At 40.8% G+C, this 24,926-nt stretch carries 27 protein-coding genes, 1 tRNA gene and 1 pseudogene; 4 read left to right on the top strand and 25 right to left on the bottom strand.

Going from position 1 to position 24,926, the window contains the following annotated elements; all coding sequences use genetic code 11:
* Positions 1–29: 29 nt before the first annotated feature.
* From HNR31_RS07080 to HNR31_RS07055, 7 genes are all read right to left on the bottom strand, one after another.
* Complete coding sequence (locus tag HNR31_RS07080) at positions 30–470, bottom strand: tyrosine-type recombinase/integrase (protein WP_181555572.1); 441 nt, start codon at positions 468–470, stop codon at positions 30–32.
* A gap of 1 nt (position 471) precedes the next feature.
* A complete protein-coding gene (locus HNR31_RS07075) occupies positions 472–636 on the bottom strand; it encodes an XtrA/YqaO family protein (protein ID WP_228485592.1) in 165 nt (54 codons plus the stop codon).
* Positions 637–792: 156 nt separating this feature from the next.
* Positions 793–954 carry a hypothetical protein gene (locus tag HNR31_RS07070; protein ID WP_181555570.1) on the bottom strand — a complete coding sequence of 54 codons (162 nt, stop codon included), beginning with the start codon at positions 952–954 and terminating at the stop codon, positions 793–795.
* Between the two features lie 21 nt (positions 955–975).
* The gene (locus tag HNR31_RS07065; protein ID WP_181555569.1) at positions 976–1,206 is read right to left on the bottom strand and encodes a hypothetical protein; all 231 of its coding nucleotides are present in this window, start codon (positions 1,204–1,206) and stop codon (positions 976–978) included.
* An 89-nt stretch (positions 1,207–1,295) separates the two neighbouring features.
* Positions 1,296–1,517 carry a hypothetical protein gene (locus HNR31_RS18620; RefSeq protein WP_228485591.1) on the bottom strand — a complete coding sequence of 74 codons (222 nt, stop codon included), beginning with the start codon at positions 1,515–1,517 and terminating at the stop codon, positions 1,296–1,298.
* Between the two features lie 6 nt (positions 1,518–1,523).
* On the bottom strand, positions 1,524–1,742 hold the full coding sequence (locus tag HNR31_RS18615; RefSeq protein ID WP_228485590.1) for a helix-turn-helix domain-containing protein: 219 nt from the start codon (positions 1,740–1,742) through the stop codon (positions 1,524–1,526).
* Positions 1,743–1,798: 56 nt separating this feature from the next.
* Positions 1,799–1,972 carry a hypothetical protein gene (locus tag HNR31_RS07055; RefSeq protein WP_220129442.1) on the bottom strand — a complete coding sequence of 58 codons (174 nt, stop codon included), beginning with the start codon at positions 1,970–1,972 and terminating at the stop codon, positions 1,799–1,801.
* A 521-nt stretch (positions 1,973–2,493) separates the two neighbouring features.
* On the opposite strand from HNR31_RS07055, the gene HNR31_RS18610 reads away from it, so the two are divergent.
* Positions 2,494–2,751 carry a helix-turn-helix domain-containing protein gene (locus HNR31_RS18610; RefSeq protein WP_267240189.1) on the top strand — a complete coding sequence of 86 codons (258 nt, stop codon included), beginning with the start codon at positions 2,494–2,496 and terminating at the stop codon, positions 2,749–2,751.
* A 328-nt stretch (positions 2,752–3,079) separates the two neighbouring features.
* A complete protein-coding gene (locus HNR31_RS07045) occupies positions 3,080–4,633 on the top strand; it encodes a recombinase family protein (protein ID WP_181555568.1) in 1,554 nt (517 codons plus the stop codon).
* Positions 4,634–4,676: 43 nt separating this feature from the next.
* On the opposite strand, the gene HNR31_RS07040 is transcribed toward HNR31_RS07045, so the two are convergent.
* The 6 genes and pseudogenes from HNR31_RS07040 to queG all read right to left on the bottom strand — a co-directional run bounded on the left by HNR31_RS07040 (position 4,677) and on the right by queG (position 12,008).
* The gene (locus HNR31_RS07040; RefSeq protein ID WP_181555567.1) at positions 4,677–5,771 is read right to left on the bottom strand and encodes a Fic family protein; all 1,095 of its coding nucleotides are present in this window, start codon (positions 5,769–5,771) and stop codon (positions 4,677–4,679) included.
* A 156-nt stretch (positions 5,772–5,927) separates the two neighbouring features.
* Positions 5,928–6,974: pseudogene (yhbH, locus tag HNR31_RS07035) on the bottom strand (sporulation protein YhbH); the annotation flags it as partial.
* A gap of 228 nt (positions 6,975–7,202) precedes the next feature.
* A complete protein-coding gene (locus HNR31_RS07030) occupies positions 7,203–9,098 on the bottom strand; it encodes a PrkA family serine protein kinase (RefSeq protein WP_181555565.1) in 1,896 nt (631 codons plus the stop codon).
* A 319-nt stretch (positions 9,099–9,417) separates the two neighbouring features.
* Positions 9,418–9,891 carry a tRNA (uridine(34)/cytosine(34)/5-carboxymethylaminomethyluridine(34)-2'-O)-methyltransferase TrmL gene (gene trmL / locus HNR31_RS07025; RefSeq protein WP_181555564.1) on the bottom strand — a complete coding sequence of 158 codons (474 nt, stop codon included), beginning with the start codon at positions 9,889–9,891 and terminating at the stop codon, positions 9,418–9,420.
* A 47-nt stretch (positions 9,892–9,938) separates the two neighbouring features.
* Positions 9,939–10,817, bottom strand: a complete 879-nt coding sequence (locus HNR31_RS07020) for an amidase domain-containing protein (RefSeq protein WP_181555563.1) — start codon at positions 10,815–10,817, stop codon at positions 9,939–9,941.
* A 60-nt stretch (positions 10,818–10,877) separates the two neighbouring features.
* Positions 10,878–12,008, bottom strand: coding sequence for a tRNA epoxyqueuosine(34) reductase QueG (gene queG / locus HNR31_RS07015; RefSeq protein WP_181555562.1), 1,131 nt, complete (start codon positions 12,006–12,008; stop codon positions 10,878–10,880).
* Positions 12,009–12,072: 64 nt separating this feature from the next.
* Between queG and HNR31_RS07010 the strand changes: the two genes are divergently transcribed.
* Positions 12,073–12,738: a B3/B4 domain-containing protein gene (locus tag HNR31_RS07010; RefSeq protein ID WP_181555561.1), complete on the top strand. Its 666-nt coding sequence runs from the start codon at positions 12,073–12,075 to the stop codon at positions 12,736–12,738.
* A 76-nt stretch (positions 12,739–12,814) separates the two neighbouring features.
* Here HNR31_RS07010 and HNR31_RS07005 read toward each other — a convergent pair.
* From HNR31_RS07005 to HNR31_RS06960, 10 genes are all read right to left on the bottom strand, one after another.
* A tRNA-Gly gene (locus HNR31_RS07005) sits at positions 12,815–12,888 on the bottom strand.
* 532 nt (positions 12,889–13,420) lie between these two features.
* Positions 13,421–13,786: a hypothetical protein gene (locus HNR31_RS07000; protein ID WP_181555560.1), complete on the bottom strand. Its 366-nt coding sequence runs from the start codon at positions 13,784–13,786 to the stop codon at positions 13,421–13,423.
* A 183-nt stretch (positions 13,787–13,969) separates the two neighbouring features.
* The gene (locus HNR31_RS06995) at positions 13,970–14,377 is read right to left on the bottom strand and encodes a hypothetical protein (protein WP_181555559.1); all 408 of its coding nucleotides are present in this window, start codon (positions 14,375–14,377) and stop codon (positions 13,970–13,972) included.
* Between the two features lie 396 nt (positions 14,378–14,773).
* On the bottom strand, positions 14,774–15,631 hold the full coding sequence (locus HNR31_RS06990; protein WP_308807059.1) for an alpha/beta hydrolase: 858 nt from the start codon (positions 15,629–15,631) through the stop codon (positions 14,774–14,776).
* 77 nt (positions 15,632–15,708) lie between these two features.
* On the bottom strand, positions 15,709–16,467 hold the full coding sequence (locus tag HNR31_RS06985; protein WP_181555558.1) for an alpha/beta hydrolase: 759 nt from the start codon (positions 16,465–16,467) through the stop codon (positions 15,709–15,711).
* A 37-nt stretch (positions 16,468–16,504) separates the two neighbouring features.
* Positions 16,505–17,071: a nitroreductase family protein gene (locus tag HNR31_RS06980; protein ID WP_181555557.1), complete on the bottom strand. Its 567-nt coding sequence runs from the start codon at positions 17,069–17,071 to the stop codon at positions 16,505–16,507.
* Between the two features lie 42 nt (positions 17,072–17,113).
* A complete protein-coding gene (locus HNR31_RS06975; RefSeq protein ID WP_181555556.1) occupies positions 17,114–18,136 on the bottom strand; it encodes a FecCD family ABC transporter permease in 1,023 nt (340 codons plus the stop codon).
* The gene (locus HNR31_RS06970; RefSeq protein ID WP_181555555.1) at positions 18,129–19,136 is read right to left on the bottom strand and encodes a FecCD family ABC transporter permease; all 1,008 of its coding nucleotides are present in this window, start codon (positions 19,134–19,136) and stop codon (positions 18,129–18,131) included. Before HNR31_RS06970 ends, HNR31_RS06975 begins: the two co-directional genes overlap by 8 nt.
* Positions 19,137–19,156: 20 nt before the next feature.
* Positions 19,157–20,158, bottom strand: coding sequence for an iron-hydroxamate ABC transporter substrate-binding protein (locus tag HNR31_RS06965; RefSeq protein ID WP_374058297.1), 1,002 nt, complete (start codon positions 20,156–20,158; stop codon positions 19,157–19,159).
* Between the two features lie 99 nt (positions 20,159–20,257).
* Entirely contained in the window at positions 20,258–21,907 is a 1,650-nt protein-coding gene (locus tag HNR31_RS06960) for an AraC family transcriptional regulator (protein WP_181555553.1), read from the bottom strand.
* Positions 21,908–22,856: 949 nt separating this feature from the next.
* Between HNR31_RS06960 and HNR31_RS19245 the strand changes: the two genes are divergently transcribed.
* The gene (locus HNR31_RS19245; protein ID WP_374058293.1) at positions 22,857–23,000 is read left to right on the top strand and encodes an IS3 family transposase; all 144 of its coding nucleotides are present in this window, start codon (positions 22,857–22,859) and stop codon (positions 22,998–23,000) included.
* 92 nt (positions 23,001–23,092) lie between these two features.
* Here the strand turns inward: HNR31_RS19245 and HNR31_RS06955 are convergent, their stop codons facing one another.
* Together HNR31_RS06955 and HNR31_RS06950 are read right to left on the bottom strand one after the other, a co-directional pair.
* Complete coding sequence (locus tag HNR31_RS06955; RefSeq protein WP_181555552.1) at positions 23,093–23,440, bottom strand: DUF4260 domain-containing protein; 348 nt, start codon at positions 23,438–23,440, stop codon at positions 23,093–23,095.
* 287 nt (positions 23,441–23,727) lie between these two features.
* Positions 23,728–24,615 carry a PhzF family phenazine biosynthesis isomerase gene (locus HNR31_RS06950; protein WP_181555551.1) on the bottom strand — a complete coding sequence of 296 codons (888 nt, stop codon included), beginning with the start codon at positions 24,613–24,615 and terminating at the stop codon, positions 23,728–23,730.
* Between the last annotated feature and the right edge of the window lie 311 nt (positions 24,616–24,926).

Below are 24,926 nucleotides of genomic sequence, written 5' to 3'. Positions count from 1 at the left end.
TTCATTAACTAAATTACTCTTTTATTTCCTTATAAACTAAAATCATCAACAGCATTATCAATGATGTCTTGGTTAATACCGATGTAACGTAGCGTAATCGAGGGAGATGAATGATTCAAAATCTCCTGCAGCAACGCCACATCCTTCGTGCGTTGATAAAAATGGTACCCAAACGTTTTTCGAAGAGTGTGGGTACCGATCTCTGAGATGCCAATTTTATTTGCTGCTCTGTGTTGCTGCAGCTCCCGATTTATTTTGAATTGCTTATATTTCCCTGTTTTTTGTTCGTAAATCATGAGGCGGCTTTTTCCTTTGACATCTTTGACTTTGAGCTTTAGGATATCGCTGATTCTCAATCCCGTGTTAATTCCCAAGACGAACAAAAACCAATTGCGGCGACCTGTTTTCAGCAATTGTGCTTTCATCGCAGCAATTTTCTCTACGTCCCTAATGGGCTGGACGGTGCGCATCCTAAAACAACTCGCTTTCCTCATATTTGATGCATGCTGTTTTCCCTTTTGCTGTTTCAACGATCGTAAAACCATGCTCCACAGCTTCCGCTACTTTTGCCTTCCCTTGTACACCATCAATGACAAGAACGAGCGCTTTACCGGAAACTGATGTACTAGTGCACATCGGCATGACCAGGAATGATTTGATAGGCTAAGGGGGAAGAGTCAAATTCATTCCCGATCATGACGACAGGCACTAGGCCTGTGTGCTTGCCCAATAGCAGTAAAAGATGGTACAATCGGCTTGGGATATAGTTCTTTCTTAAGGGGCAGTGAGCGTTTAGCTTGCTGCTTTTTCTTTTTGACCAAATCGCTTGTAAAGTTCTTCTTTTGCTGCTAATTCTAACGTCATTAACAAAGTAAGCTGGTTTCGCATTTTTTCACAAATTTGACGAACCTCTGATGCTTTCATTAATCGACTTGCAGAAAAACACATGTTCATTGTTTTCCTCCTCGCAATTATTTAAAAACTCACTAATTCTTTAACAGGCGGACATTTATATCGGGCAACGCATTCAAAGTGATAGTACGCTTTCACAAGAGTGTTGATCGCATCCACATACGCTTTACATGTTTTGTATGACGGGCAATCCGAAAGCTTTTTATATGCGCCTTTTCCATCTTTCCATTCATCACGCAGTTCATCTAATTCTGCATACAAAAAACCTTTTAAAGCTTCGATTGCATGATCCACTTAAATTCCTCCTTTTTATATCAACGTTTAATAAATCCTTTGGCTTTGAGCTTCGTACGGTGCTGTTGTCACATTTTAAACCACGAAAATCAGTAATCGATGCAAATGCCTGCTACGTATTGAGTAAGGGCAACAAGCACATCAATCGCCTGCAAAATCGCTTCTTCAAGCCATTTTCTGTCAAACACTTTGATGGACCGCGGGTGATTCGCGATACACACGTTTTCAATCGTTTCAGTGAGTTCTTCTTTCATTTTCATCGCAAAAACACTTATCCGGTGGAGATCGCCGACTTCTCCATCTAACTTCACAGGTCCTCATCCGGTATATTCGGCTGCTGCCTCGAGTGCACCCCACGGATTATTATGTTTTTCTGCAAAGTATTTTGAGATATCCAGTTGCACTCGATATCGTTCACTTTCTTGGTGTGAGATGGATTTACGGGATTCAAATATTTCAAAAGATAGTTGCTGTTGGGTCATATTTGCCTCTTTTCTTGCTTCCTTTACTTTATCTGCGGCTCTACCACACCTCACTTTTTTATCTCTCCCTTCTACCAAAAAAATAAATGCTATGTTATTATTAAAGGAATTTATTCTGAGTCTTTGGGGCGACAACAATCAAGAACTGCTTTGGCGATCTGCTTTAAGACAGGGTTCCCCTTCTCCCATTCTTTTTCGAACCATTCTTTCCGCTCCTCAGCACTCATCAGTACCAACGGGGAGTGAATAATAACAATAGTGTTGCCGTATTTGAATTCCTTCATGCCCGCATTCCCCCTTTGTTCATGTTTATGCGGAGCATGGGAATCAATTGCTGACATTCTGATTTCATCTCACGTGCCGATCATTGTGTTTTGTTACGTTCCTTAAAGGAACATTTATCTTTAAAAAAATTTGTCCAGCTAAGGCCATGAACTGAGGCAATTTTCTTAGCAACCTTAATATCCGTTTTCAATGTAAGTGTAGTAACTGCTTGAAATTTTATAACTTTCAACGACTTGACTTTAGGTCATCTCTTTTCTTTCACGTAATTCCTTAAGCCTTGTTCTCAGCTAAGATCATCACCTTTAGTGCCTTTTAGCTGCATTGTATGTCCCTTAAAGTAACAAGAGGACATGTTTTGTATCCTTTTAGGAACATTTTTATTTCTTCTTTAAAAGTTTCTGACAGCAACTTTATAATAATTAAAATATAATTAGGTAAATTGCGGTGATAGTATGCAAATCTTCGGGGAAAGATTAAAACATTTACGAGAAAAGAAAATTCAAAGTGGACTCAAGAATATGTGACCGACCTTGTTGGAGTGGCGAGATCAACATATACAGCGTATAAACGTGTCACTAAACAACGACAACTAGATACAGTAAGTAAGTTGGCTGATTTATTCGAGGTTAGCGCAGACTATCTTCTCGGTCGCACCGACTCTCCACATGGATACGCAACAGAAACCAAAACCGCAGAAGAAGACGCACTAGCAAAAATCAATCAGCTTATCAAGGAATACAGCATCGAACAAATGGGCTTTTTTGATATTGAGAAATAGAAAAGCCTATCGGAAGGAAGAAATTGAGGAGATAATTAAACACTTTGAGTGGGTTGTTCATAAGGCAAAAGAAAAGAATAAATCACCATATGAGAAGACACCGAAGACTAATATTTAGTTTTAGGTGTCTTTATTTTCCGTTAAGGAGTAATAATAACAAAGAAATCGAACAGATAGCTAATATGTTGAAAGTAACGCCGGAGTTGTGCGAAGAACGCTTAACACAGATTAGAAACCGCCTATTAGTCAAGCCATAGCCTATATTGGGCTATGGCTTTTTGTTATATATGGATATAGTGAGTTATATACTTGTGTAGAGGTGATTTTTATGTACAGGCCGACTAATTTAGATGTTTTCATATATCTTCGAAAAAGCCGCAAAGACATCGAGGAAGAGAAAAAGGCTGCTGAAATCGGTGCATCGTATGATACTCTTCAACGTCATCGCGATACGTTGCTAGCTGTTGTAAGAAAAGAAAATCACAACATCATCGACATCTTCGAGGAAGTGGTTTCTGGAGAATCAATTGCCGAGCGCCCCGAGATTCAAAAGTTGCTTCGTGAAGTGGAGACAGGAATTGCTGATGCTGTTCTTGTGATGGATATTGATCGTCTTGGACGCGGGGATATGTTAGACCAAGGTATCCTAGACAGGGCTTTTCGTTACTCCGGCACAAAAATCATCACCCCTACAGAAGTTTATGATCCAGAAAGCGAAACATGGGAGCTTGTCTTTGGAATCAAATCTCTGGTTGCTCGTGAAGAGTTGAAAACCATCACCAAACGCTTGCAGCGCGGTCGTCGTGCTTCCGCTGCTGAGGGAAAATCCATTTCAAAGAAGCCACCATACGGATATCTTCGCGATGAAAACCTCAAGCTGTATCCTGACCCAGAAACCGCATGGGTAGTGGTGAAAATCTTTGAGATGATGCGCGATGGATATGGCCGTCAGGCGATTGCTGCGGAATTGGACAGACTTGGTGTGAAACCGCCGAACAAAAAACGTGATCATTGGTCTCCTTCAAGCATTACGGCCATTATAAAAAATGAGGTCTACATGGGGCATATCATTTGGGGCAAAGTAAAATATGTAAAACAAAATGGAAAATATAAACGCAAAAAAATGCCTCCAGAGCGCTGGCACGTAAAAGAAAATGCTCATGAACCTCTCGTATCAAAAGAGCTATGGAAAGCCGCAAATAAAGCTCATACAGGTCGTTGGCGACCTTCTACAGTCAATAACAAATCACTTTCAAATCCGCTTGCTGGCTTGTTAAAATGTGCAGTTTGTGGCTATACAATGTGGTATCAACCTCGTCCGGACAGGCCTAACGATCTCATTCGTTGCGCTAACCCACGATGCAAGGGTGTTCAGAAAGGATCTCTACTTCCGCTAGTTGAAGAAAGGATACTGCAGTCACTGGCTGAATTTATCGATCAGTTTGAAATACAAGAACAAATGATAGATAAAAGAGAAAACCAATCTGTCATTCCTCTTAAACAAAAAGCACTTGAGAAAAAAGAAAAAGAATTGAAAGAACTGAATATTCAAAAAAGTAATCTCCATGACTTTTTAGAACGAGGAATTTACACAATCGAAGTGTTCCTAGAACGGCAGCAAAACATTGTGGAGCGTATCAAACAGACACAAGAAGAGATCGAACAGCTCAAACAAGAGATAGAAAAAGAACAGCTCAAAGAAAAGAACATCAACGAGTATGTTCCAACCGTCAAAAAAGTGTTAGAAGCATATCATAGTACGGATGATGTTGAAAAGAAAAACCGCCTCCTCAAATCAGCGCTTGAGAAAGCGACTTACTTGCGTAAACCGGAATGGACTAAGAAAGACCAATTTGTTATTCAACTTTACCCTAGGATATAAATGAAACCGTTGAGAGTTCAAGTTTCTCAACGGTTCTTTTTTCTTATCGAAGTTTATCAAGAAGGTTATAGTAGTAATATGTTTTAGAACGAACTCTTCCGTCTGAGAAAATAATTCTTTGATCTTCCAATTTGCTTAGATATCTCCTAATAGTTACCTCTGATAAACCAGTTAGATTAGACAAAGTTTTTGACGTAAATATTGGTCTTTGGAACATTACATCGATTACAGTACGAATATTACTGCTATTAATAATGGAGCTTGCCCTTGCCAAATCTTCCTCGTATAGTTTATTCACCTCTTCAATTAAGCGAACATTTTTCTTAGCCTGAATACTAATGCATTCTAAGAAGAATTTAATCCATTGTGTCCAATCGCCTTTATAGCGAGTGTCATTTAAATACCGATAGTATTTATGCTTATCTCTTTCTAAAACATCACTAATAAAGAAATTTGGATAGTCAATTACACCTTTATTGTATAAATAAAGAGGTATTAAGATCCTACCTATTCTGCCGTTTCCATCGAGAAATGGGTGAATAGTTTCAAATTGCGCATGAATAATCGCAACCCTTATCAATTCATCGTAATCATCTTGAGGATCGTTTATATACTTTTCTAAATTAGACATATAATCATTAACAAGTTGCGGTTCTGGAGGAATATAGGTAGCTGTCTCGATAGTGCATCCTTCAGGCCCAAGAAAGTTTTGGATTCTTCTAAACTCCCCTGGCGAACGATTGGAGCCCCTTACATTGTTCGATAACAATATTTTATGCATTAATTTAAAAAGACGCGTAGAAATAGGAATACTTTTTAAAGCATCCATGCCATCAATTAATGCTTTATAGTAATTCAGTGCCTCTTGAGTATCCTTATTTGCTTTCTTGGTTTGAGCCTCTACCTCCATTACTTCGTCTAACGTAACTTGCGTACCTTCAATTTTTGTAGATTGAACTGCTTCCTTAAGCATTACTGGTCTTAGCAAGAACTGTGGATGTAGTTTAGAGTTTTTTAACATTGTTTGGTATTCCACGATGCTCTTATTTGCTTCCACTAACTCACGAATAAATTGAATCTGATTTACAATTTCTACCTTTAATGGTAACATTAAAGGAACAAAAGGTTTTAATCTCATGCTTCATTACCCCTTACGTTCATTTTTATTATATATTGTTTGTTAATAATATAATATATACTATTTACAATCATTTATTTCATTTTTTGAATTCAATTATACACTTTCATCACTTATTTGTTAAGAAAAAAGGCTTCTGCTTTCAGCAGAAGCCTCTCTAATTAGTGTATAGGATATATAGTTGTACTGATTAACTTCACCATAACCAAACATGTTCGATACTTTCATGAGCTCGTTGACGAGTTTGACGCAGCGGGCATTGTCGGATGTTAAGTTATCGCCGTCAGAAAAATGGAACGGATAGATATTGTAGCGAGATGGAGAATATTGCGTTTCAATTAACTCAAGTGCTTTTCGATAAGCGGAAGAACAGATTGTACCACCGCTTTCTCCTTTTGTGAAAAATTCCTCTTCGGTGACTACTTTCGCTTCCGTATGGTGAGCGATAAACGCAATTTCGACCGTCTCGTATTTTGTGCGTAAAAAGCGAGTCATCCAAAAGAAAAAGCTTCTTGCCATATATTTTTCCCATAATCCCATCGAGCCACTCGTATCCATCATTGCAAGCACAACCGCTTTCGATTCCGGTTTCACGACCTCGTTCCACGTTTTGAATTTTAAATCTTCCGGATAAATTGGATAAAAGCTTGGATTGCCGCTCATCGCATTCCGTTTAAACGCAGCCATCATTGTTCGCTTTTTATCAATATTCCCCATTAATCCTGTACGGCGAATATCGTTAAATTCAATATGCTGAACAACGTTTTGATCGGCTTCTTTTCTCTTTAAGTTCGGCAATGCTAACTGGCTAAACAATGCTTCTTCCAGTTCCATTAGCGATACTTCCGCTTCGTAATAATCGTGTCCCGCTTGGTCACCAGCTCCCTGCCCTTTTCCTTGGCCTTGTTGCCCCTCTCCGGAACCATCCTGTGCAACGATATCGCCAACTTGACTATCTCCGTTTCCTTGACCGATATGTTTATTTTTATCATAGTTATAACGAATTTTATATTCATCCAAAGAGCGAATCGGAATTTTGATGACATCACGACCGTTTGACATAATGATGCTTTCTTCTGTAATTAAATCCGCTAAGTTATTTTTGATCGCTTCTTTTACTTTTTCTTGATGCCGTTGTTGGTCATCATGTCCTTTCCGGTGGAGGGACCAATCTTCTTTTGATACAACAAAATTTCCACTCATCGTCGTTTCCCCCTCCTAAAAATTTTTCACATTTTTTCATATTGAGGCATATACTTATCTTGGCGTCTGAAAAAATCCAATCAATACATAACGGTTGTTTACTTTATATCCTATGCATGGAAGCGAAATAATTGACAAATTATTACGAAAATTACATCCTAACTTTTGGTCGGACAAGCCAAAAATCATTTCATGTGAGTAAAAAAGCATGCCCGATATTGAGGCATGCTAGCGGTTTAATAGGCTTCCTACATAGCGAAGCAATTCGTTGGCCGACGTAGAATTATAGCCGTATTCATCAATCAGCCGCGCTACCACTTCGTTAATTTTCTTTAATTGTTGCTCATCTGGTGTTTTGCTGGACGTTGTAATTTTGACGATGTCTTTTAAATCAGCGAACAATTTCTTTTGAATCGCTTCCCGCAATCGTTCATGAGAATTATAATCGAATCGTTGTCCTTTTCGCGCATAGGCGGAGATACGAATTAAAATCTCTTCGCGGAACGCTTTTTTCGCGTTTTCGGAAATGCCGATTTGCTCTTCGATTGAACGCATTAGCTTTTCATCTGGATTCATTTCTTCGCCTGTAAGCGGATCGCGCAATTTTGTTTTATTGCAATACGCTTCAACATTGTCTAAGTAATTGTCCATAAGCGTTTTCGCCGATTCTTCATATGAATAGACAAACGCTTTTTGTACTTCTTTTTTCGCAATTTCATCATATTCTTTCCGCGCAAGGGAAATGAAGTTTAAATACCGTTCACGGTCTTCCTTCGAAATGGACGGGTGCTGATCAAGTCCTTCTTTCAACGAACGCAGTACATCTAACGCATTAATAGACGGAATGCCTTTCCGAATAATGCACGAAGAAATACGGTTAATGACGTAGCGAGGATCAATCCCGCTCATCCCTTCATCAGTATGTTCTTTTTTCAATTCCTCTACATCTACTTCGTTAAATCCTTCGACGGCTTCCCCGTCATACAAGCGCATTTTCTTAATTAAATCAATATCCGGACGTTTCGATTCTTTCAGCCGAGTTAAAATCGTAAACATCGCTGCGACCCGGAGCGTATGTGGGGCAATATGCACATCGGCGACATCGCTTTCCCTAATCATTTTTTCATAAATTCTCTCTTCTTCGGAAACTTTTAAGTTATATGGAATCGGCATGACGATAATTCTGGAATGGAGCGCTTCGTTCTTTTTATTAGAAATGAATGAACGGTACTCCGTTTCGTTCGTATGAGCGACAATTAATTCATCAGCGCTAATCAAAGCGAATCGGCCTGCTTTGAAATTCCCTTCTTGTGTTAATGAAAGCAAGTGCCATAAAAATTTCTCATCGCATTTTAACATTTCCTGAAATTCCATAATCCCTCGATTTGCTTTGTTGAGTTCACCATCGAAGCGATATGCCCGTGGATCCGACTCAGAGCCATATTGAGCAATCGTCGCAAAATCAATGCTTCCCGTCAAATCAGCAATATCTTGTGATTTCGGGTCTGACGGGCTAAACGTACCAATTCCGACCCGCTTATTTTCGGAAAAGAAAATTCGTTCGACCATCACATTTTCAATGCGTCCACCGTACTCTTTTTCAAGTCGCATCATATTGAGCGGTGAAAGATCTCCTTCAATACGAATGCCATATTCTTTATAAAAATCATCGCGCAAATGGTGCGGAATCAAGTGGAGCGGATCTTCGTGCATCGGGCAGCCTTTAATTGCATAAACTGCGCCGCGATCGGTTAACGAATAGGCCTCTAATCCCCTCTTTAACATCGTTACAAGCGTCGATTTTCCGCCACCAACTGGTCCCATCAATAACAAAATGCGCTTGCGGACATCAAGTCGTTTCGCAGCCGGGTGAAAATATTCCTCCACTAATCTTTCCAACGCTTCTTCTAATCCAAATAATTGCCCGCTAAAAAACGTATATCGTTTTCTTCCGTCCACTTCCTCGACACCGGCATCTTTAATCATATTATAAACACGTGAATGTGACGATTGGGCAACCCACGGCTTTTCCTTCAAAATCTCTAAATACTCCGCGAAGGTTCCTTCCCATTTCAATCGTTCTTCTTCTTCTCGATATTTCGCGATCTTCTTTAAAATATCCATAAAGGACCTCCTTATCCTTGATGTCTAACAGCAGGATTATTACAATGTATGCGAGGATGTCCGTTATGATTCGTCTCGAAATAAAAATTTGCCCCATCACCTTCGCTTTAGACTCGTCATTCACATTGCTTGTCACATAGGCTATAATAAAAAGACGAGATGACTATTTGATGAAGGAGGAACCGCCGTGAGAACGTTGCTGGTATTAGGTGTAATCGTTGCCTTTTTAACCGCCATTTTTACAGCTGGCTACAATGACAAACCTGGTGTGAAAAATTAATCAATAAAAAACGACCTCCGTATAGAAGGTCGTTTTTTATTAAAATAACCCATTGAATCGTTGTTGTCGTAACGCTTCATACACTAAAATCGCCGCTGTGTTCGATAAATTAAGGGAACGCACTTTATCGTTCATCGGAATGCGCAAGCAGCGCTCCATATTTGTTTCAATTAACTCTTTTGGAAGTCCGCTCGTTTCGCGACCGAACACAAAGAAGTAATCTTTTTGTGTATCGCTAAAATCAAAGGCATCATAATACTTTTTCCCAAACTTCGTAATAAAATAAAATTCCCCTTCTTTATATTGATCAAATAGCTCCTGCAATGAATCATAATAAAAGATATTGACATATTGCCAATAATCGAGTCCAGCGCGCTTTAGCATTTTATCATCGGTAGAAAAGCCAAGCGGTCGGATTAAATGTAACACCGTGTCAGTCGCTGCGCACGTGCGTGCAATATTTCCTGTATTCGCTGGAATTTCTGGTTGATATAATACTACGTGTAACGCCACAGTGATTCACCTCAAATTGATGTTCTTCGTCTTATTATACTATACTATTACTTGTCAATAATATGAAAAAACTTATACTGAATATTGGGTGTATAAGCGGTCGAATCTTCATATGACCAGTAGCGCATTCGGCTGTTTGTCGTATGCGCGTTTACTAAAGGCATTCCTTGTTGGTCTTTGGCGACCACGATCGTCGTATGATTGAAGCGCCCGTCTCCTTCAAAATCATAACAAATTACGTCTCCCCGTATTAATTGCTCCGGCGATGATACCTCTACCGCCTGCAATCCAACTCGCGCACTGCTTAAATACCAACGAAATGAATGGGCAACGGCCCAACTATAACTCCAATTATGATTTTTCATCCACCAACCTTTTGCCCGATTCGGGTATCCCGTCATCGGTATGCCGCCAGCGTATAAACATTGCGAAACAAAGTTCGTACAATCAACTTTAAATGTTTTAAATGCCGGATTATAGCTATTCCACCATGTTTCTGCATAGCGTACCGCTTTGATTCGATCATATTCGTAAGAAATTTTCTCTCTAACGGATCGTTCCAACTCAATTTGCTGTTTTGGCTCCATCGTTTCAAAAGCCGTTACCCTTTCATCCTTAACAAGCTCCCCAGATTGAAACCGAGCTCGTCTTTCTTCCACTTGTTCCTCTATATACATCCATCTATTTTGTTTAATTAAAAACTGATAATGGACAAGATATTCAATATCCGCATGCTCCTCGAGTTCGTATTTGCGAACGACTTGCCCTTTTATCGCACATCGAACGATTTCTGCCTCCCGCTTTTCCATTAGGCGATGTTTTCTCTCCATCGCCGGATCATACAGATGAAGCATATCTTCGTTTTTGCTTCCTGACACAAAACATTGCGCACGCTTCGCTAGTAAATCCTGTAATCGCTGTTTCACGTCGCCCACCACTTTCTTTTTGTTACTACGTTATGTGAGCGACAAGCAATTTTTTCCTTATTATTTCAACATCTGCAATGCTTTCTCAATTTCATTGCGAACGTCTTCGTCTTCCTCCGTTTCTTTTGCTTTTTCCAAAGCAGGGAGCGCACGTAGATCTCCGATTTTCCCTAACGCCCACGCAGCCGTTCCTCTAATCACTGGCCGGCTATCCTCTTTTAGCAGCTGTAATAAATCAGGAATCGCCGTTTTATCCTTATAATGTGCTAACGCTAAAATCGCATTGCGCTGAATCGGCTTTTTCCCGCGCCAGGCCCCAGCAATGGAACCGAATTTTTCTTTAAATTCGCGATTGCTAATGTGAAGAAGCGGGATTAATTTCGGTTTTGAAATTTCTGGATCGGGTTCCATTTCCGGATGAAGATGAAAATCTTTTCCTTTATTTTCAGGACAGACCACTTGACAAGTATCGCAACCGTAAAGGCGATTACCGATTTTATCGCGAAACTCATCCGCTAAAAATCCTTTCGTCTGCGTAAGGAACGCAATGCATCGTTGCGCATTGAGTTGGCCTCCTTGTACGAGTGCTCCTGTTGGACAGGCATCAATACATTTCGTACATGTCCCGCAACGGTTTTCAATCGGTTCATCCGGCGGAAAGGGAATGTTCGTAATCATTTCACCTAAATACACATATGAGCCAAATTCAGGCGTAATAATCGAGCAATTTTTTCCGCTCCAACCGATGCCAGCCCTCTCTGCAACAGCACGGTCAGCAAGCTCTCCTGTATCAACCATCGATTTGACTTTTGCATCTGGAGCTTTCTTTAAAATAAATTCCTCTAATTTTGTTAACCGTTCGCGCAAAACATGATGATAATCTCGTCCCCACGAAGCTCTGCAGAAAATTCCTCGCCTTTCCGTTCTTGTACTCCGTGGCGCGTTTTTCATTTTTGACGGATACGCTAAGGCAATCGCGATAATCGACTTCGCCTCAGGTAAAAGTAATGACGGATTCGTGCGCTTTTCAATATCCGGCTCTTCAAACCCAGATTGATATCCTAATTGCTGTTGCTGACGAAGACGCTCTTTTAACTCCACAAATGGATCGGCACTGGCAAATCCAATTTTATCAATGCCGATCGTTTTACTGTATTCAATAATTTCTTCTTTTAATTTTGCCACATCCATCACTATCCCTCCTTTCGCCCAAATTCGGAATATATGTTATACTAAAGAAAAAAGAGGTGAGAAAATGGAAATCGTTGTCTCAGCAGCGGTTAAACAAGCACTGCCCCCGTTTAAAGCGGGAGTCATTATTTACAACAATATCGTTGTTGATCACTCTCCGCAAATGTTAAAAGGAAGATTGCAGCTTTTCCAGGAATCCATTTATTTTGACTTACAAGACACTCCTATTGCTGACATTCCTGAATTAGCAGAATGGCGCGCAGCTTTTAAAGCCATTGGCACCGATCCAAGCCGATACCGTCCATCTTCGGAAAGTTTATATCGGCGCATTCAAAAGCAAAACTTTATCCCGTCGATTCATTCAGCGGCCGATGTGAACAATTTCTTCTCTCTTTATTATAAAATCCCGATCGGCATTTATGACTTAGACAAATTGCAAGGAAATATTTCCATCGACATTGGTACTGATCGCGACGAGTATATCGCTATCAATGGTCGTACGGTCAATTTTGCCCGCAAACTCGTGACAAAAGACGAACTTGGACCGTTCGGAAGCCCTATTGTCGATTCAGAGAGAACCTCCGTCACTCAAGAGACAAAAAACGCAATACAATTTGTCTATTTATTGCCATCTATGAAACAAGAACAATGCGAAAAACTCGTTAATTCTATTCAAAGCATGTTTATACAAATTCACGGAGGAGAAGCTTTTCATCAAATCATTTTGTAATAAAATAAAAAACGCAATGCCCCGTTCTCCCTTAGAAACGAAACACTGCGTTGCCCCCTATGTATTTTATGCATCATGGAGCGGGTGATGGGAATCGAACCCACGACATCAGCTTGGAAGGCTGAGGTTTTACCACTAAACTACACCCGCAAAAAAGCTCGAAATATGTCGACGGAAAATGAAAATAAAAAACAGGTCTCCCCTGTCAAAATGGTACTGTTGATAGTACCCCAAATTCCCCGATGGAACCCGGTTTTGTGCCGCTATGAAACCGTGTATCCCTTCACTTACCAAAAACCTTTTATACCAAAGGTTCTTTTCCTTCTTCTCACCTTTAGATCAATGATTACCGAAAACGATTCGAACTTTCGTGCTGACGATAGATATTATATAATTTATCTCATTTTCGGTCAAGACTTTTTTCTCTATTGAAATAATTAACTAGAAATAAGATTCTGTTTTAGAGTACAAACTCTTAAATAACACTATAAAAAATATATCATTTCATTGACCATTTAACATAGGTAAGGACCTTGGGTAATTTCCAAAAATCAAGCGTTTTCTATTTCTCTTCGATCGCTTCCATTAACCCCCCATGCTACATTTCATGGCCCCAAAGATGATACAAGAAATTCTGTTCCTACATAGAAGTGAAATAGGGAGAGTACATTTTAGAAATCGTTTATTCCAAATTTCTTATCCGTTTTCTAATTTCTGAGGCAATACTTATAGGATCTTTAATCTGAAATATGACATAATTATATTTTTCGTGCCCTTCCAACTCAATAATTACAAGAGGCTCTCTGAGTTCATAAGAAAGAAAGTACCATTCATTAGCATATTTAAAGCTCCCCTCATAGATCTTTAGAGGAGATATGGAAGTCCCAGGCATCCTAAGCATCCACCGAGGAGCATCAAAATAGTCTACATATACACTTTTAATTGTACAATAAGGTATTTTTACTTTTCGCTTTAAGGCAAAAAAACTCAAAATTCCTGTTAGCCTTAATGTAAGTTCTGCTTTGTCAAAATGTACTTCCCTGCCCATAATAAGGAGAAACCTCCTCTTCACAAAAAATAACAGCAATACATGCGATTTTTTTCTATATGCTTATACATCCTCCTCCCTGTTCTCCGCATCCGCTTTTTATGCTAACATCAAAAGAACCTGCTTTTCTTATTTGACTAACGGACAGTTTACTTTAGTCGTTAGGCTCTTTTTTATTGAAAACTATACATTTTTGTCAACCTTAAAGGCAATTTTATATTCTTTTTGTTGTGTGTCTTTACCTAAGTCTTTTAAGTCTAACTCCTTGTTTATGAATAAATAATAATTGCTTCCCGTTTTATACCCCTCTTTAGGAGGAAGAATTTTTATCGTTACATTATTCTCGCGTTGGATTTTTACAGGAATATAGTTATTTCTTTCGTCTAAAACGTAGGTGTTATCACTATTTAGCAACGATTCATTGATTCCTTCGTCAAAAACAATAACCCATTCTTTATTACGTTCAACAGTTTGATATAAATCAGTATCTGCTTTTTTAATAGTCTGATGAACATTCGGAGAATTAAAATATAGATAAGTTGATATACACACTGTAAAGATAGAGGAAAATAACAATATTTTCTTTTTCACTAATCATACCCCCAGTTTTTTACCATTTTATAATAAATCGAAAATTTTTTCAATTCTTAAACTAATACATGCATTAGATTAAGAAAATTTATAGATAGAACGATAAATAAATATTTATTAACAAAATACATTCAAACATCATTTCAATATAATATGAAGAAATAGCAATGTCTATTCTGACTGTTACAATTGGTTTTTAAACATTCAGGATATTAAAGAACCAGTGTCAATATGACAACCCCCCCGTATCCGATATGACGCGGGGGTATTGCTTTAAATTAGGTTTTTTGTACGCAATAAGAAAACTCCTCAGATCACGGGCATTACGCTACACATCACCTGCTGCGATCCTCCTTCTGCTGTCAGTCGTGGCACTTTAATCATCCTTTGGATCCTTCACCTTCTCGATGCAAACCGCACAGCGCGGCTGATCAAGGCCGGCAATACCGATACGTGGCCCTCACCCTCAAATTCCTTGAACTCCACGTACACTCCTCGGTCGGCGAAGGCGGACAAGCGTTCTGCAAGCTCCTTCGCGTTGTCATTTATGCGGCTTTTATGACTCTTCTCCAACTCTCCCACTGCCAGTAAGATTTCAACGTTTAGCGTTTCCCGTTCCAAGCGTGACACGAATTGTTGCTCCGCTTCGAGAAGAAGTCGTTTGTTCCAATGAATGGATGGGCTTCCTGCGATATACGTCCGGAAGGCAGTCGGCTTCGTGAAAAGAACATGCAGCGCAAAAAGTCCCCCAAGAGAATGACCAAAGAGCGTTTGCCTCTCGCTGTCAATTTTGAACTCGCATTCTATCTCCGGCTTCAATTCCTCTTCAATAAATTTTAAAAAAACTTCTGCTCCTCCTAGTTCCGGCCATGCGGTTCCGTCGGGTCTGGAAGGCAGTTCAGCAGCGGATACCGGCAACGTAAAATCATAGAAGCGTGCAGGAGCAAACGGCATTTCCGTCGGATAACCGATACCGACGATCACAGCTGGAAAGACCCCCGTCTTTTCGGGACGACATGCTTGCACGCGCATCGCCTCCACCATCGTTCCGAATACAGCATTGGCATCCAGCAAATAGATGACCGGAAATCCCGAGGGAGGCGGCTCTCCATCAGGTTTGGCCACAAAGATTCGATATTCGCGGTTCCCAGCGTGCGAATGTATCACGCGCTGTTCTGTCCGCGGTATTGTAACCTCACGGCCAGCGGTATCCTTGACCATCATTGCAGCCTGTTCAATTTTTTTGCGAGCCACCGCTAATTCCTCCTCTAAATCTTATTTATTTGTACGCGATGATTGTTGGCGGACAGACAACATCGCAGGCAGAATATTTAACTCACTGTTTCGTTCGAATATAACCATTTCACCGCTCGAGGGAATCGTCTTGAAAAAAATATGCGGGCATGCGGTGTTCCTTCTTCAAGCACAAACTGCAATCTTTCTCTGGTCAATCCGTTATTCATCAATATGGTATAGGCTTCTTTCGTTCTTGAAACCATTTCTTTCTGGATGTTCTGCTTCTCAATTCCCTCTATACTTCCCACATCCATATAAATTTTCAGTCTGGAATCGATAGTTTTCGATTGCATAAAATCGATGAAACCTTCGTACCAAAACGATCCTGATATTGAACCGATTTTACCAAACACATTGGGGTACAAATAAGCGGCATAAATGGAAATCAGTCCTCCGAGTGACGCCCCGATCATTCCCGTTTGCTGCCGGCGACTGTCCGTCTTGTATTCTCTATCAATATAAGGTTTTAATTTCTCCACAAGAAACGACAGATAGTTGAAGCCCTGTCCGCCAAAATCGGCATATTTATCGGATAAAGCTTTCGCATACCACGGCGTATATTCATCCAATCGATTTTTCGGCTCAATGCCAACCAGTAAAAGCTCTCCAAGTTCGCCGCGAGCGAACATGCGCTCCAATCGCACCAAGGAATTGTTCTGGTGAGGATCGAATAAGTCTCCGCCGTCCTGAACATAAACAACCGGGAATTTCGCTCGACTTGTTTCATAAGAGGGAGGGAGATAGATGAAGAGTTCCCTTCCTTCAAAGAACTCCTTAACCAATGTGCCGTTCATATCGTTCTCCTTATAGTAATCATGACGGATCCAATCATCAAGCTTGATCGAAGACAGTGATCAAATGAGCCGCAGGAATCCTTGGCTGTGCAGGCGGAATCTTGGCAGGATAGCCGATATGAAGATTGCCCACCACTTTTTCACCGGGCTGGATACCCATTGTTTCACGGAATATGGATTCATGCAACCACCCATACGTCTCCCACACCAATCCGATTCCCTTTTCCCAAGCCAACAAACTGAAGTTGTGGATCACGCAACTGGTCGACGCATAATCTTCTTCCCTGACAATCAGACTGGGATCTTCCTTCATCAGAACAGTCAAAATCATCGGAATGGACATGATTTTGTCATAAAACTTCTGTCCAACTTCTTTCTTTTTGCTCGGGTCGGGTTCCTTGCTCTCTTTGATTTTCCGTACAGCCTCGGCAATCTTCCTGCGTCCTTCGCCATAGGTGAGAATGAAACGCCACGGTTGCGTCATACGATGATTGGGCACCCAAATGGCGGTTTCAAGTAGTTCCATCACAAGTTCGGGAGATACGGGACGATCTTCGAAGGTATGAACCGAACGACGTTCTCTCAACAATTGGCTAAGTTCCATAACAATCCTCCATTTCACCTTATGAACAAGGCCTTTTTCTTCCTACACTTTGGTTTTAAACAACAAGTACACGAAATAAGGGATACCAATGATAGAAATGACAATCCCAACAGGCAGCTCGATCGGGGAAAAGACGGTTTTGGCAATAAAATCGGAAACGATGACTAAAAGCATACCGATGGTTCCGCATACAGGAATAACCCGATGATGATGGATGCCGACCAAACGCTTGGCAATGTGGGGAGCTATCAGGCCGACAAATCCGATGTTTCCAGACACGGACACACACGCGCTCACGATGCCAATGCTGCTTAAAAGCAATACATTTTTTTCTTTTTCCGTGGAGACTCCTAAGCTTTTCGCACTGTCTTCCCCCAATTGGAGCAGGTCCAAAATATACGATTTTCTGATGATAATAGGAACTAAAATGGCAAGCCATGGCAACATTGAAGCGATATATTGCCAATTGGCGTTCCAAATGCTTCCTGTGAGCCATACCGTCGCCATCTCGAAGTCCTGCGGATTCATTTTTAGGGATAAGTATAAAGATAAAGCCCCTAGTCCGGAACCTGCTGCGATCCCGACTAAGATCAGACGCTGGGGATCCAATCTCCCGTTCCGCCAGGCAAAAAAGTAAATCAGAACGGCGGCTCCCAATCCGCCAATCCATCCGAACAACGGCATTGCCAAGATAGACAGCCATCCACTTCCCGCTATTCGCCCCTCAAAGAAAAACATAAAAATGACAATCGCGGCTCCCGCTCCCGCGTTAATACCCAAAATCCCGGGATCAGCTAGCCCGTTTCTGCTTATCCCTTGTATTGCAGCTCCCGCGACACCGAGACCGAACCCGACGAGCGCGGCAACCACAATGCGAGGCAGCCGAAAGTCGAAAATGACCAAATCGTGATCCGGAACTGGATCGATTCGCAACAGGGTCTTCAGCACGTCTATGACCGTCATGTCAAATACGCCATTCGTCAGACTGACACAAATCGCAACTAGCACAATTCCGAAACTTATAAGCAGCACTGTCCAATAGCGTCCCGCCGAGTTTTTAGGCATGTTTCCCTCCTCCTCTCTTGTAAATTAAATAGAGGAAGAAAGGCACACCAATCAAGGAAGTGACGACCCCGATCGGTGTCTCAAACGGATAGTTCAAGAACCTGCTGAGGATATCAGACAGAGCCAGAAAGATGGCTCCGAGAACGCCGGTGCAAGGAATAATCCACCGATAATCAACACCAACCAAAAACCGGGTGATATGGGGAATGATCAGGCCCACGAATCCGATATTACCAGCCAGTGCGACGGAAATGCCGGTCAAAATGACGACGCTGGAGACAGCCATCGCCTTGACCAGCATCGTTCTCTGTCCCAAGCTCACGGACACGTCCTCGCCCAATGAGAGAATCGTGATCGATTTGGAAATAAAGAGCGCGATCGCGATACCGACCAGTGCAAAAGGCACCGCGAGTTTGATCAGACCGGGATCCATCTGGTGCAGCCGGGCATTGTACCAAAAACTGATGTTTTGTGAAACTTGAAAATAGGAGGCCATGGCGGCTGAAACACTGCTCAGAAACGTTCCGATGATGGTGCCGATGATCGCCATTCGAACTGGAGACATTCCATCCGGCAAGAGTGACGCTAACCCGAAGACGATGCCCACGGCAAACATCGAGCCGCCAAATGAATACATGATCATATCCAAAGAAGAGGCTCCCGGCGCCAAAATCATACAAAGTGTAATGGCAAAAACCGATCCGTCAGAAACTCCCATAATAGAAGGTGACGCAAGATAGTTTCTTGTCATTCCTTGCATGATGGCCCCAGATATGGCTAGGAACGCTCCGATTAGAAGCGCTCCGATCACCCTTGGCAGCCGGGAATGCATCACGATTTGATGGTTCACATTGTCCGGATCAAAGTGGAAAAACGCATCCCAAACCGTCGTCCAGTCTATATTTTTCGCTCCATATAGAATAGATGCAATGATGATGAACACCATCACAATCGGGGAGAGCCATAGTATGAAAGCCGGCAAAAAAATCTTTGATCGCATATTTATGCTACCGCCTTGTTTTATTCATTGCCCAGCTTCTCCACAGCCGCTTTCAAGAAATTGATTTTACTCCATGCCGTACCGCCTTGCGCGAGCGGATCAACAACGTTCACAAACACTTTGTTATTTTTGACTGCATTGATGCTTTGCCAAATCGGATTGTTTTGCAAGTTTTTGAGTGCATTAGGCTGATCCTTGTTCTCGTCCTCAGAGAACTGCACAAAGATATAATCTGGATTCATTTCACTAAATTTTTCTAGAGAGATCATTTCCTGCGCTTTGGCGTTTTTGATCTCTTGTGGTGCCGTCAGGCCCAAATCCATGTACAGCGAAGGATTGAAAAATACATCTTCTGGATAAATCATGATATTGCCGCCTCTGATGCGAACTATGACGACTTTTTTATCTTTTAGTCGATCACCTAACTGCGCTTTCGCCGCTGCGACATCATCCTTATACTTCTGCAATGCTTTCTCAGCGATGTCTTGCTTACCTGTCAATTCCGCAAGAAGATGCAGATTCGCTTCCCAATTTGTCGATATATGAGAAACCGGAATGGTCGGAGCGATTTTCTCCAATTTTCCGATGACATCCGGCGGGAATTTCGTAGTAGCAAAGATGACATCTGGTTTCAGTTTCAGTATAGTTTCTATATTAGGCTGTGCTTTTTCTCCAATGGATACGGTGGAACCTGTAATTTCCCTGAACATGTCCGGAAACTTGCCGCCGACCGTGATGCCGCCAAGCGGTTTAACTCCCAGAACAAGCGCGTCTTCCATCGTTTCCATACTGCCGGCGATCACAATTCTTTCCGCTTTTGCGGGAACCGTATAATCTTTTCCAAGGTAATGGATGGTTCTTGTTTCATTTGCATCAGCTTTCTTTTCTTGCTCTGTCGTGCTGCTTGTCGAGTTCCCTTCCGCAGCTTTGTCTGGTGCAGATGATTGTTTCGCACCGCAAGCTGTCAATATTAGAATGAGTAAAGCAATAAGACTAAAATAAAGACATTTCCTTTTCATAATAGGTCTAAAGTCCCCCTCTCAACTTCTTCTATTGATAATGATTATCATTAATGATTATAAACTAGGCTCTTTTTTCTGACCATGGACGGTATCCGGAATTCATTTTGGACAATCTCCAGAAAAAAGCTTCAATGACTCGTCGATGATCCTGTCATGTGCACATGCAGAATACTCCACCCATGGATCCGAAGGAATCAAATAAACTCGGTTGCTCCGAACCGCCTTCAATTCCTGCCATGGTATGGAATATTGCAATGTTTTCCAATAGACCAATGTTTCATCTTCTTGCCGAACCAACAAGAGAAGTCGATCGGGATCAATTTCAACCAACTGTTCGATCGGGATCTGCTGATCGTAGACGGAACGATCACAACAATACGCGGGAGCCAACTGCAAATCATGATAAAATACTTCAGACATGCTGCGATTACAGTGAACATATAAATTTTGTTTTGAGATCCGTACAATGAGGAAAGTGTCGTCCCTCACCTCGCGTTTTAACCGAGCTCTTGCAAGGTTCACCTTCCGGTCATAGGTTTTAAGCCAATGCTCCGCTTCTCCTGTTTCACCTAAAAATTCAGCTGTCAGCAGCAGTTGCTCCCGCCAATTCTTCTCCATCCACGGCACATAAAAGATGGGGGCAATCTGTTCAAGCCGCTCTTTCTCTCTGGCATCCAACTCATCCGTGCTGATCACAACATCTGGACGGGCATGGAAAAGCGTTTCGATGTTGGACTCCCAATGTTGATTTTGGCGGTAAGCGCTGAGATGTACGGAAATATCCGTGCGATACATCTTATAGTAATAGGCGGTCCATTTCGGATGAAGCGGCGCAGCATAGGGAATAATCTTGAGAGCAAGCAATTGGCCGGTAATAGGAGATCTATAGGCTGCGATTTTACGACGGCGGCTTTTCATATAAACCGTAGGCGCGACTCCCACTTTCTTCTTGAATTTGCGACTGAAATAAAATTCATCGTGGTAACCGACCTGATGGGCAATGTCCCGCAGCTTAGCATCAGATTGCGCCATGAGTTGCTTAGCCTTGTTGATCCGCAGCTCGGTCAAATAATCGATGGCGCTGATCCCGTACGTTTTTTTAAACAAATCCACAAAATACTTAGGGCTGATTTTAGCTATGCGTGCCAACTGCTCAATCGTCAAATTCTCGTTAAAATAACGTTCCATATAGTCCTTCGCTGACTCCAGCGCCGTTCGCGACTCCCCTGACAGAAGGCGGCGGTTTTTCATAATGTAATAGAGCAATTCCTGAAAAGTGAGTTGACTGCGAAAGCGTTCCAGCCCGTCTTCGCTATGCCAATGACGGTAAATCTCATCGCACAAGGAAGCAAGCTGTCCAGCAGGAGAAACCTGGATTTCTCCCTTCAACGGGAATAAATGCTCTTCTTTCATACCTTGCACGCGCTCATATCTTTGTTCCGTTACCCGAAACACGTCGAACTTAAAAAGAAACATCTTCAGCCCATCCGGATTTTCTGCTTCGGCTCCGTAAGTTTCTCCAGGAGCACACACATAAACAGTGTCCTGCCGCAACCGGCATTCACTACTGTCCAGCATCAATCGTCCTCGTCCGTTTGTCACGACGAAAAGGACATGAGAACCAGTGAGATGCTGCTCGATCTGCCAATTGCCGTCCCCTTTAACAAATTCCATATCCCGAAGTCGAAAAAACAAGCCATCCAACGAAAAATCAATGACTTCCTGCTTAACTGTTTCTTGGTGAATCATATGCTCTCACCGTCCTTATCTGTTTCTGCATCATCTCAATGCAAATAAGCCCTTCGACTTCCGTTGAAAAGCTTTTCGAGAACGTTGTGTATCCTGTCCATGGCATACAGCTATTTTTTTAACAAGATTTTCGTAGAAAAACCTTATAATTGATAATGATTATCATTACTATATAGAGTATATCAGATTGCAAAGCAATTTAAAAGTTTAGTGAAAAAGTCCAGCTAATTGATATCCCCCTCTAAAAAGACAGTGTAAAAATCCCACTTTTAATCGTTGGATGTTCCACTATACTTGCAGAGGAGTTTTTATGGCACGAAAAAGGACAAAAATTTCATAGTTATACTGAGAAATTCAAGCAAAGAGCTCATGGATGGGAATGAGGAATTAGGAATCCCAAGTTGTCCTCAAAAGAAGATATAGTTCAAAAAATATCATAAGTGCAGAGAGGAAGAAAAAACACAACAACAAAGAGATCATATACTTAAAGGAGTAACATGTTAGCTTTTCACCGTTCTCGTTCTTTTTAATTGTTATCCAAGAATGCAATTCGCTTTGAAATTCATCACAAGCGAGTCTAAGACTTATGAAAGAAATGAAGACGCAATCCTTGATTAAAAAAACAGCGCTATTTCGGAAAGCAGCTGTCTGTTATTTCCCTAGTCGGCTGAGCCGAGAATTTAGAGCAGATGGTATGTATGTAGCAGAATATGACCTACATCGCATTGGGCACCTGCTTCTTTTGTCTTTCTGCTATTCAAGATCTGTATAACAATAAGATCATACTTGTGATAGACACTGTAGAGGAATTAGCTAAAAAAAGACGTGCATGGAACCATCCTTCATTCTGATCAAGGGTCCCAACACACGCCAAAGCAGTACAACAAACGAATAGAAAAACTTGACCTGATGGGTAGCCACTCTTACAAAGAAAACTGCTTGATAACACTTGCATCGAGTCCTTCTTTTTGCCTCTCAAAACAAAAATGTTGCACTTTCTCAGAATAAAACAGAGCAAGAACTCTATCAAGCCATTGACAACTACATATGGTTTTACAATCATGAACGATTTCAACCACTGTACTCCAATTGAATACCGAAATACACTACACTGGTCGCTTAGGCCTTTTTATTATCTACTTGCCAAAGGGTAAGACCCTCGTCCCCTTTAGCTGAATAGTTTATTTAAACGCGATTTAAATGCGTGTCTTTAAAATGTGTTGGATATTTTAATCCATAGCCAATCATCCTATCCATTCCAATATGGGCCGACCATATTAAACCTATCGCTAAAACAACTTCGTTTGATAACAATACCCCTAAGATAACAGCTCCAATTGGTAAACTATATGTATGAAATAAGTTATAAAGCACTGCACCAACCTTATTATTGAGTAAGTACCCTAGCATTGATATATCTGGAGCTAATAACAAAACGAAAAACAAAAGCCAACTAAATTGATTATAAGAGTAAAAATAAAGACTTAACGATAAGATAGCTGCCCCTTCTAGGTGTAAAAGAATTTTATTCATACCGTCAACTCCTCAATAATAATTACTATTATTCTAATTGAAAAAAAGATTACATGATTACGTTATTGAACTAACCTGCCTATTAGTGAAATAAGTTTTTTCCAAGAAGCAATGATAAATATGTTTCTGGGTCCTTTTTTCTTTATTAGGAACAGCCTAAAATAATTTACTCATGTTTTTCTTGTTCAGCTATCGCTTCCCGTTAGCCTCCCATGCTGCATTTCGCAGCACCACAGTTACAAAAAAATTTGGTTCTTCTATGGGAGTGAAACAAGAAACCTTACTAACTAAATATGAACTTCAATCTCTTTTACAAAAACAGCTTTACCTGTAATTTCTACTTCATATGAATCCTTATTTTTCATCACACTTACTTTTACTCTTCCATCTCTTCCAATTTCCTGACCTTGTTCAATTAAAAGGTTTAATATGTTATTATCTGCGATATATTTTGCATAATATGCGCCCATTACCCCAGAAGCAGTTCCTGTTACTGGGTCTTCAATCGTGCCAGAGAAAGGCGAAGAAAAATGTCGAGCATGCATATGTGCATTTGAATCATAAGTTTCTAAACAGAAAGGGTGGACAGAAGCCCTTGGCATTTCTTTCAATATACTTGGGAAGAGCTTATTATTTGGTTTCATTCTTTTGAAAGCAATTAGGGTTTTTATTGGAATTAGTAGAGTCCAAGCACCTGTACTTCCGTATAAAATCGGTAAGTTCGGTTCGATATCGTCTTTTTTCAGCCCTATTGAAAAGGCTAATTCTTCAATGGATCCATGAAATTCTTTAAATTGTGGAGATGCTTGTTTCATCGTTATCTCTATTTCGTTTTGCGAATTTCGATTTATTCTTATTGGCAGGATTCCTGCTTTCGTTTCTATGGTTAACTCGCTTTTTTCTTTTAGTAATTCTTTTGTTTTTAATGCATAAATCGTAGCCATTGTTGCATGACCGCATAGATTCATTTCGTGTCTAGGTGTAAAATAACGAATTCTAACGTCGGCTTTATCCGATTTAAGAGGAAAGGCTGTTTCATTAAAGCCTACTTTTAACGCGATTTCTTGCATTTCCTTTTCGGTAAGTTGGTCTCCATCTAAGACTACACCTGCTGGATTTCCCATATTCGGTTCATTGCTGAATGCATCGTAATGATAAACTTTGACTTTACCCATTTTCATCATCTCCAGAATAAGATTAATCAGTAGTTATTAATTTAATTTTTTCAAGATTTTCTGTGTGATAGTTGCTGTCCTATTAACACATATGCAGTTATGCATTCTCATGCGTAATTTTGAGTTTTTACTCTAGTTTTGCAGCACCATGAATTTATTTAATAGAACGTGTTGCAAAACGCATAGTGAATGCATAAATGTACACAAAAAATCCATCCGTCTTGGAAATCATATACAGTGACCTAAAAAACACATTTCCAAGGGGTGGACACTATCATGATTTCCAATTTTGTTATCGAACATGCAATGAA

This window comes from Thermaerobacillus caldiproteolyticus, from assembly GCF_013761245.1.
Taxonomy (GTDB): domain Bacteria; phylum Bacillota; class Bacilli; order Bacillales; family Anoxybacillaceae; genus Thermaerobacillus; species Thermaerobacillus caldiproteolyticus.
Note: the sequence above shows the minus strand (reverse complement) of the source record. Positions and strands in the feature narration are given on the sequence as shown.

Coding starts and splice junctions, on each gene's coding strand:
- HNR31_RS07070 (WP_181555570.1), bottom strand. CDS start 954: ATGAACATGTGTTTTTCTGCAAGTCGATTAATGAAAGCATCAGAGGTT.
- HNR31_RS06985 (WP_181555558.1), bottom strand. CDS start 16,467: ATGAACGGCACATTGGTTAAGGAGTTCTTTGAAGGAAGGGAACTCTTC.
- HNR31_RS07010 (WP_181555561.1), top strand. CDS start 12,073: ATGGAAATCGTTGTCTCAGCAGCGGTTAAACAAGCACTGCCCCCGTTT.
- HNR31_RS06950 (WP_181555551.1), bottom strand. CDS start 24,615: ATGGGTAAAGTCAAAGTTTATCATTACGATGCATTCAGCAATGAACCG.
- HNR31_RS07045 (WP_181555568.1), top strand. CDS start 3,080: ATGTACAGGCCGACTAATTTAGATGTTTTCATATATCTTCGAAAAAGC.
- HNR31_RS07080 (WP_181555572.1), bottom strand. CDS start 470: ATGCGCACCGTCCAGCCCATTAGGGACGTAGAGAAAATTGCTGCGATG.
- queG (WP_181555562.1), bottom strand. CDS start 12,008: ATGGATGTGGCAAAATTAAAAGAAGAAATTATTGAATACAGTAAAACG.
- HNR31_RS06975 (WP_181555556.1), bottom strand. CDS start 18,136: ATGCCTAAAAACTCGGCGGGACGCTATTGGACAGTGCTGCTTATAAGT.
- HNR31_RS07000 (WP_181555560.1), bottom strand. CDS start 13,786: ATGGGCAGGGAAGTACATTTTGACAAAGCAGAACTTACATTAAGGCTA.
- HNR31_RS07075 (WP_228485592.1), bottom strand. CDS start 636: ATGTGCACTAGTACATCAGTTTCCGGTAAAGCGCTCGTTCTTGTCATT.
- HNR31_RS07040 (WP_181555567.1), bottom strand. CDS start 5,771: ATGAGATTAAAACCTTTTGTTCCTTTAATGTTACCATTAAAGGTAGAA.
- HNR31_RS06960 (WP_181555553.1), bottom strand. CDS start 21,907: ATGATTCACCAAGAAACAGTTAAGCAGGAAGTCATTGATTTTTCGTTG.
- HNR31_RS06955 (WP_181555552.1), bottom strand. CDS start 23,440: ATGAATAAAATTCTTTTACACCTAGAAGGGGCAGCTATCTTATCGTTA.
- HNR31_RS07055 (WP_220129442.1), bottom strand. CDS start 1,972: ATGAAGGAATTCAAATACGGCAACACTATTGTTATTATTCACTCCCCG.
- HNR31_RS07030 (WP_181555565.1), bottom strand. CDS start 9,098: ATGGATATTTTAAAGAAGATCGCGAAATATCGAGAAGAAGAAGAACGA.
- HNR31_RS06970 (WP_181555555.1), bottom strand. CDS start 19,136: ATGCGATCAAAGATTTTTTTGCCGGCTTTCATACTATGGCTCTCCCCG.
- HNR31_RS06980 (WP_181555557.1), bottom strand. CDS start 17,071: ATGGAACTTAGCCAATTGTTGAGAGAACGTCGTTCGGTTCATACCTTC.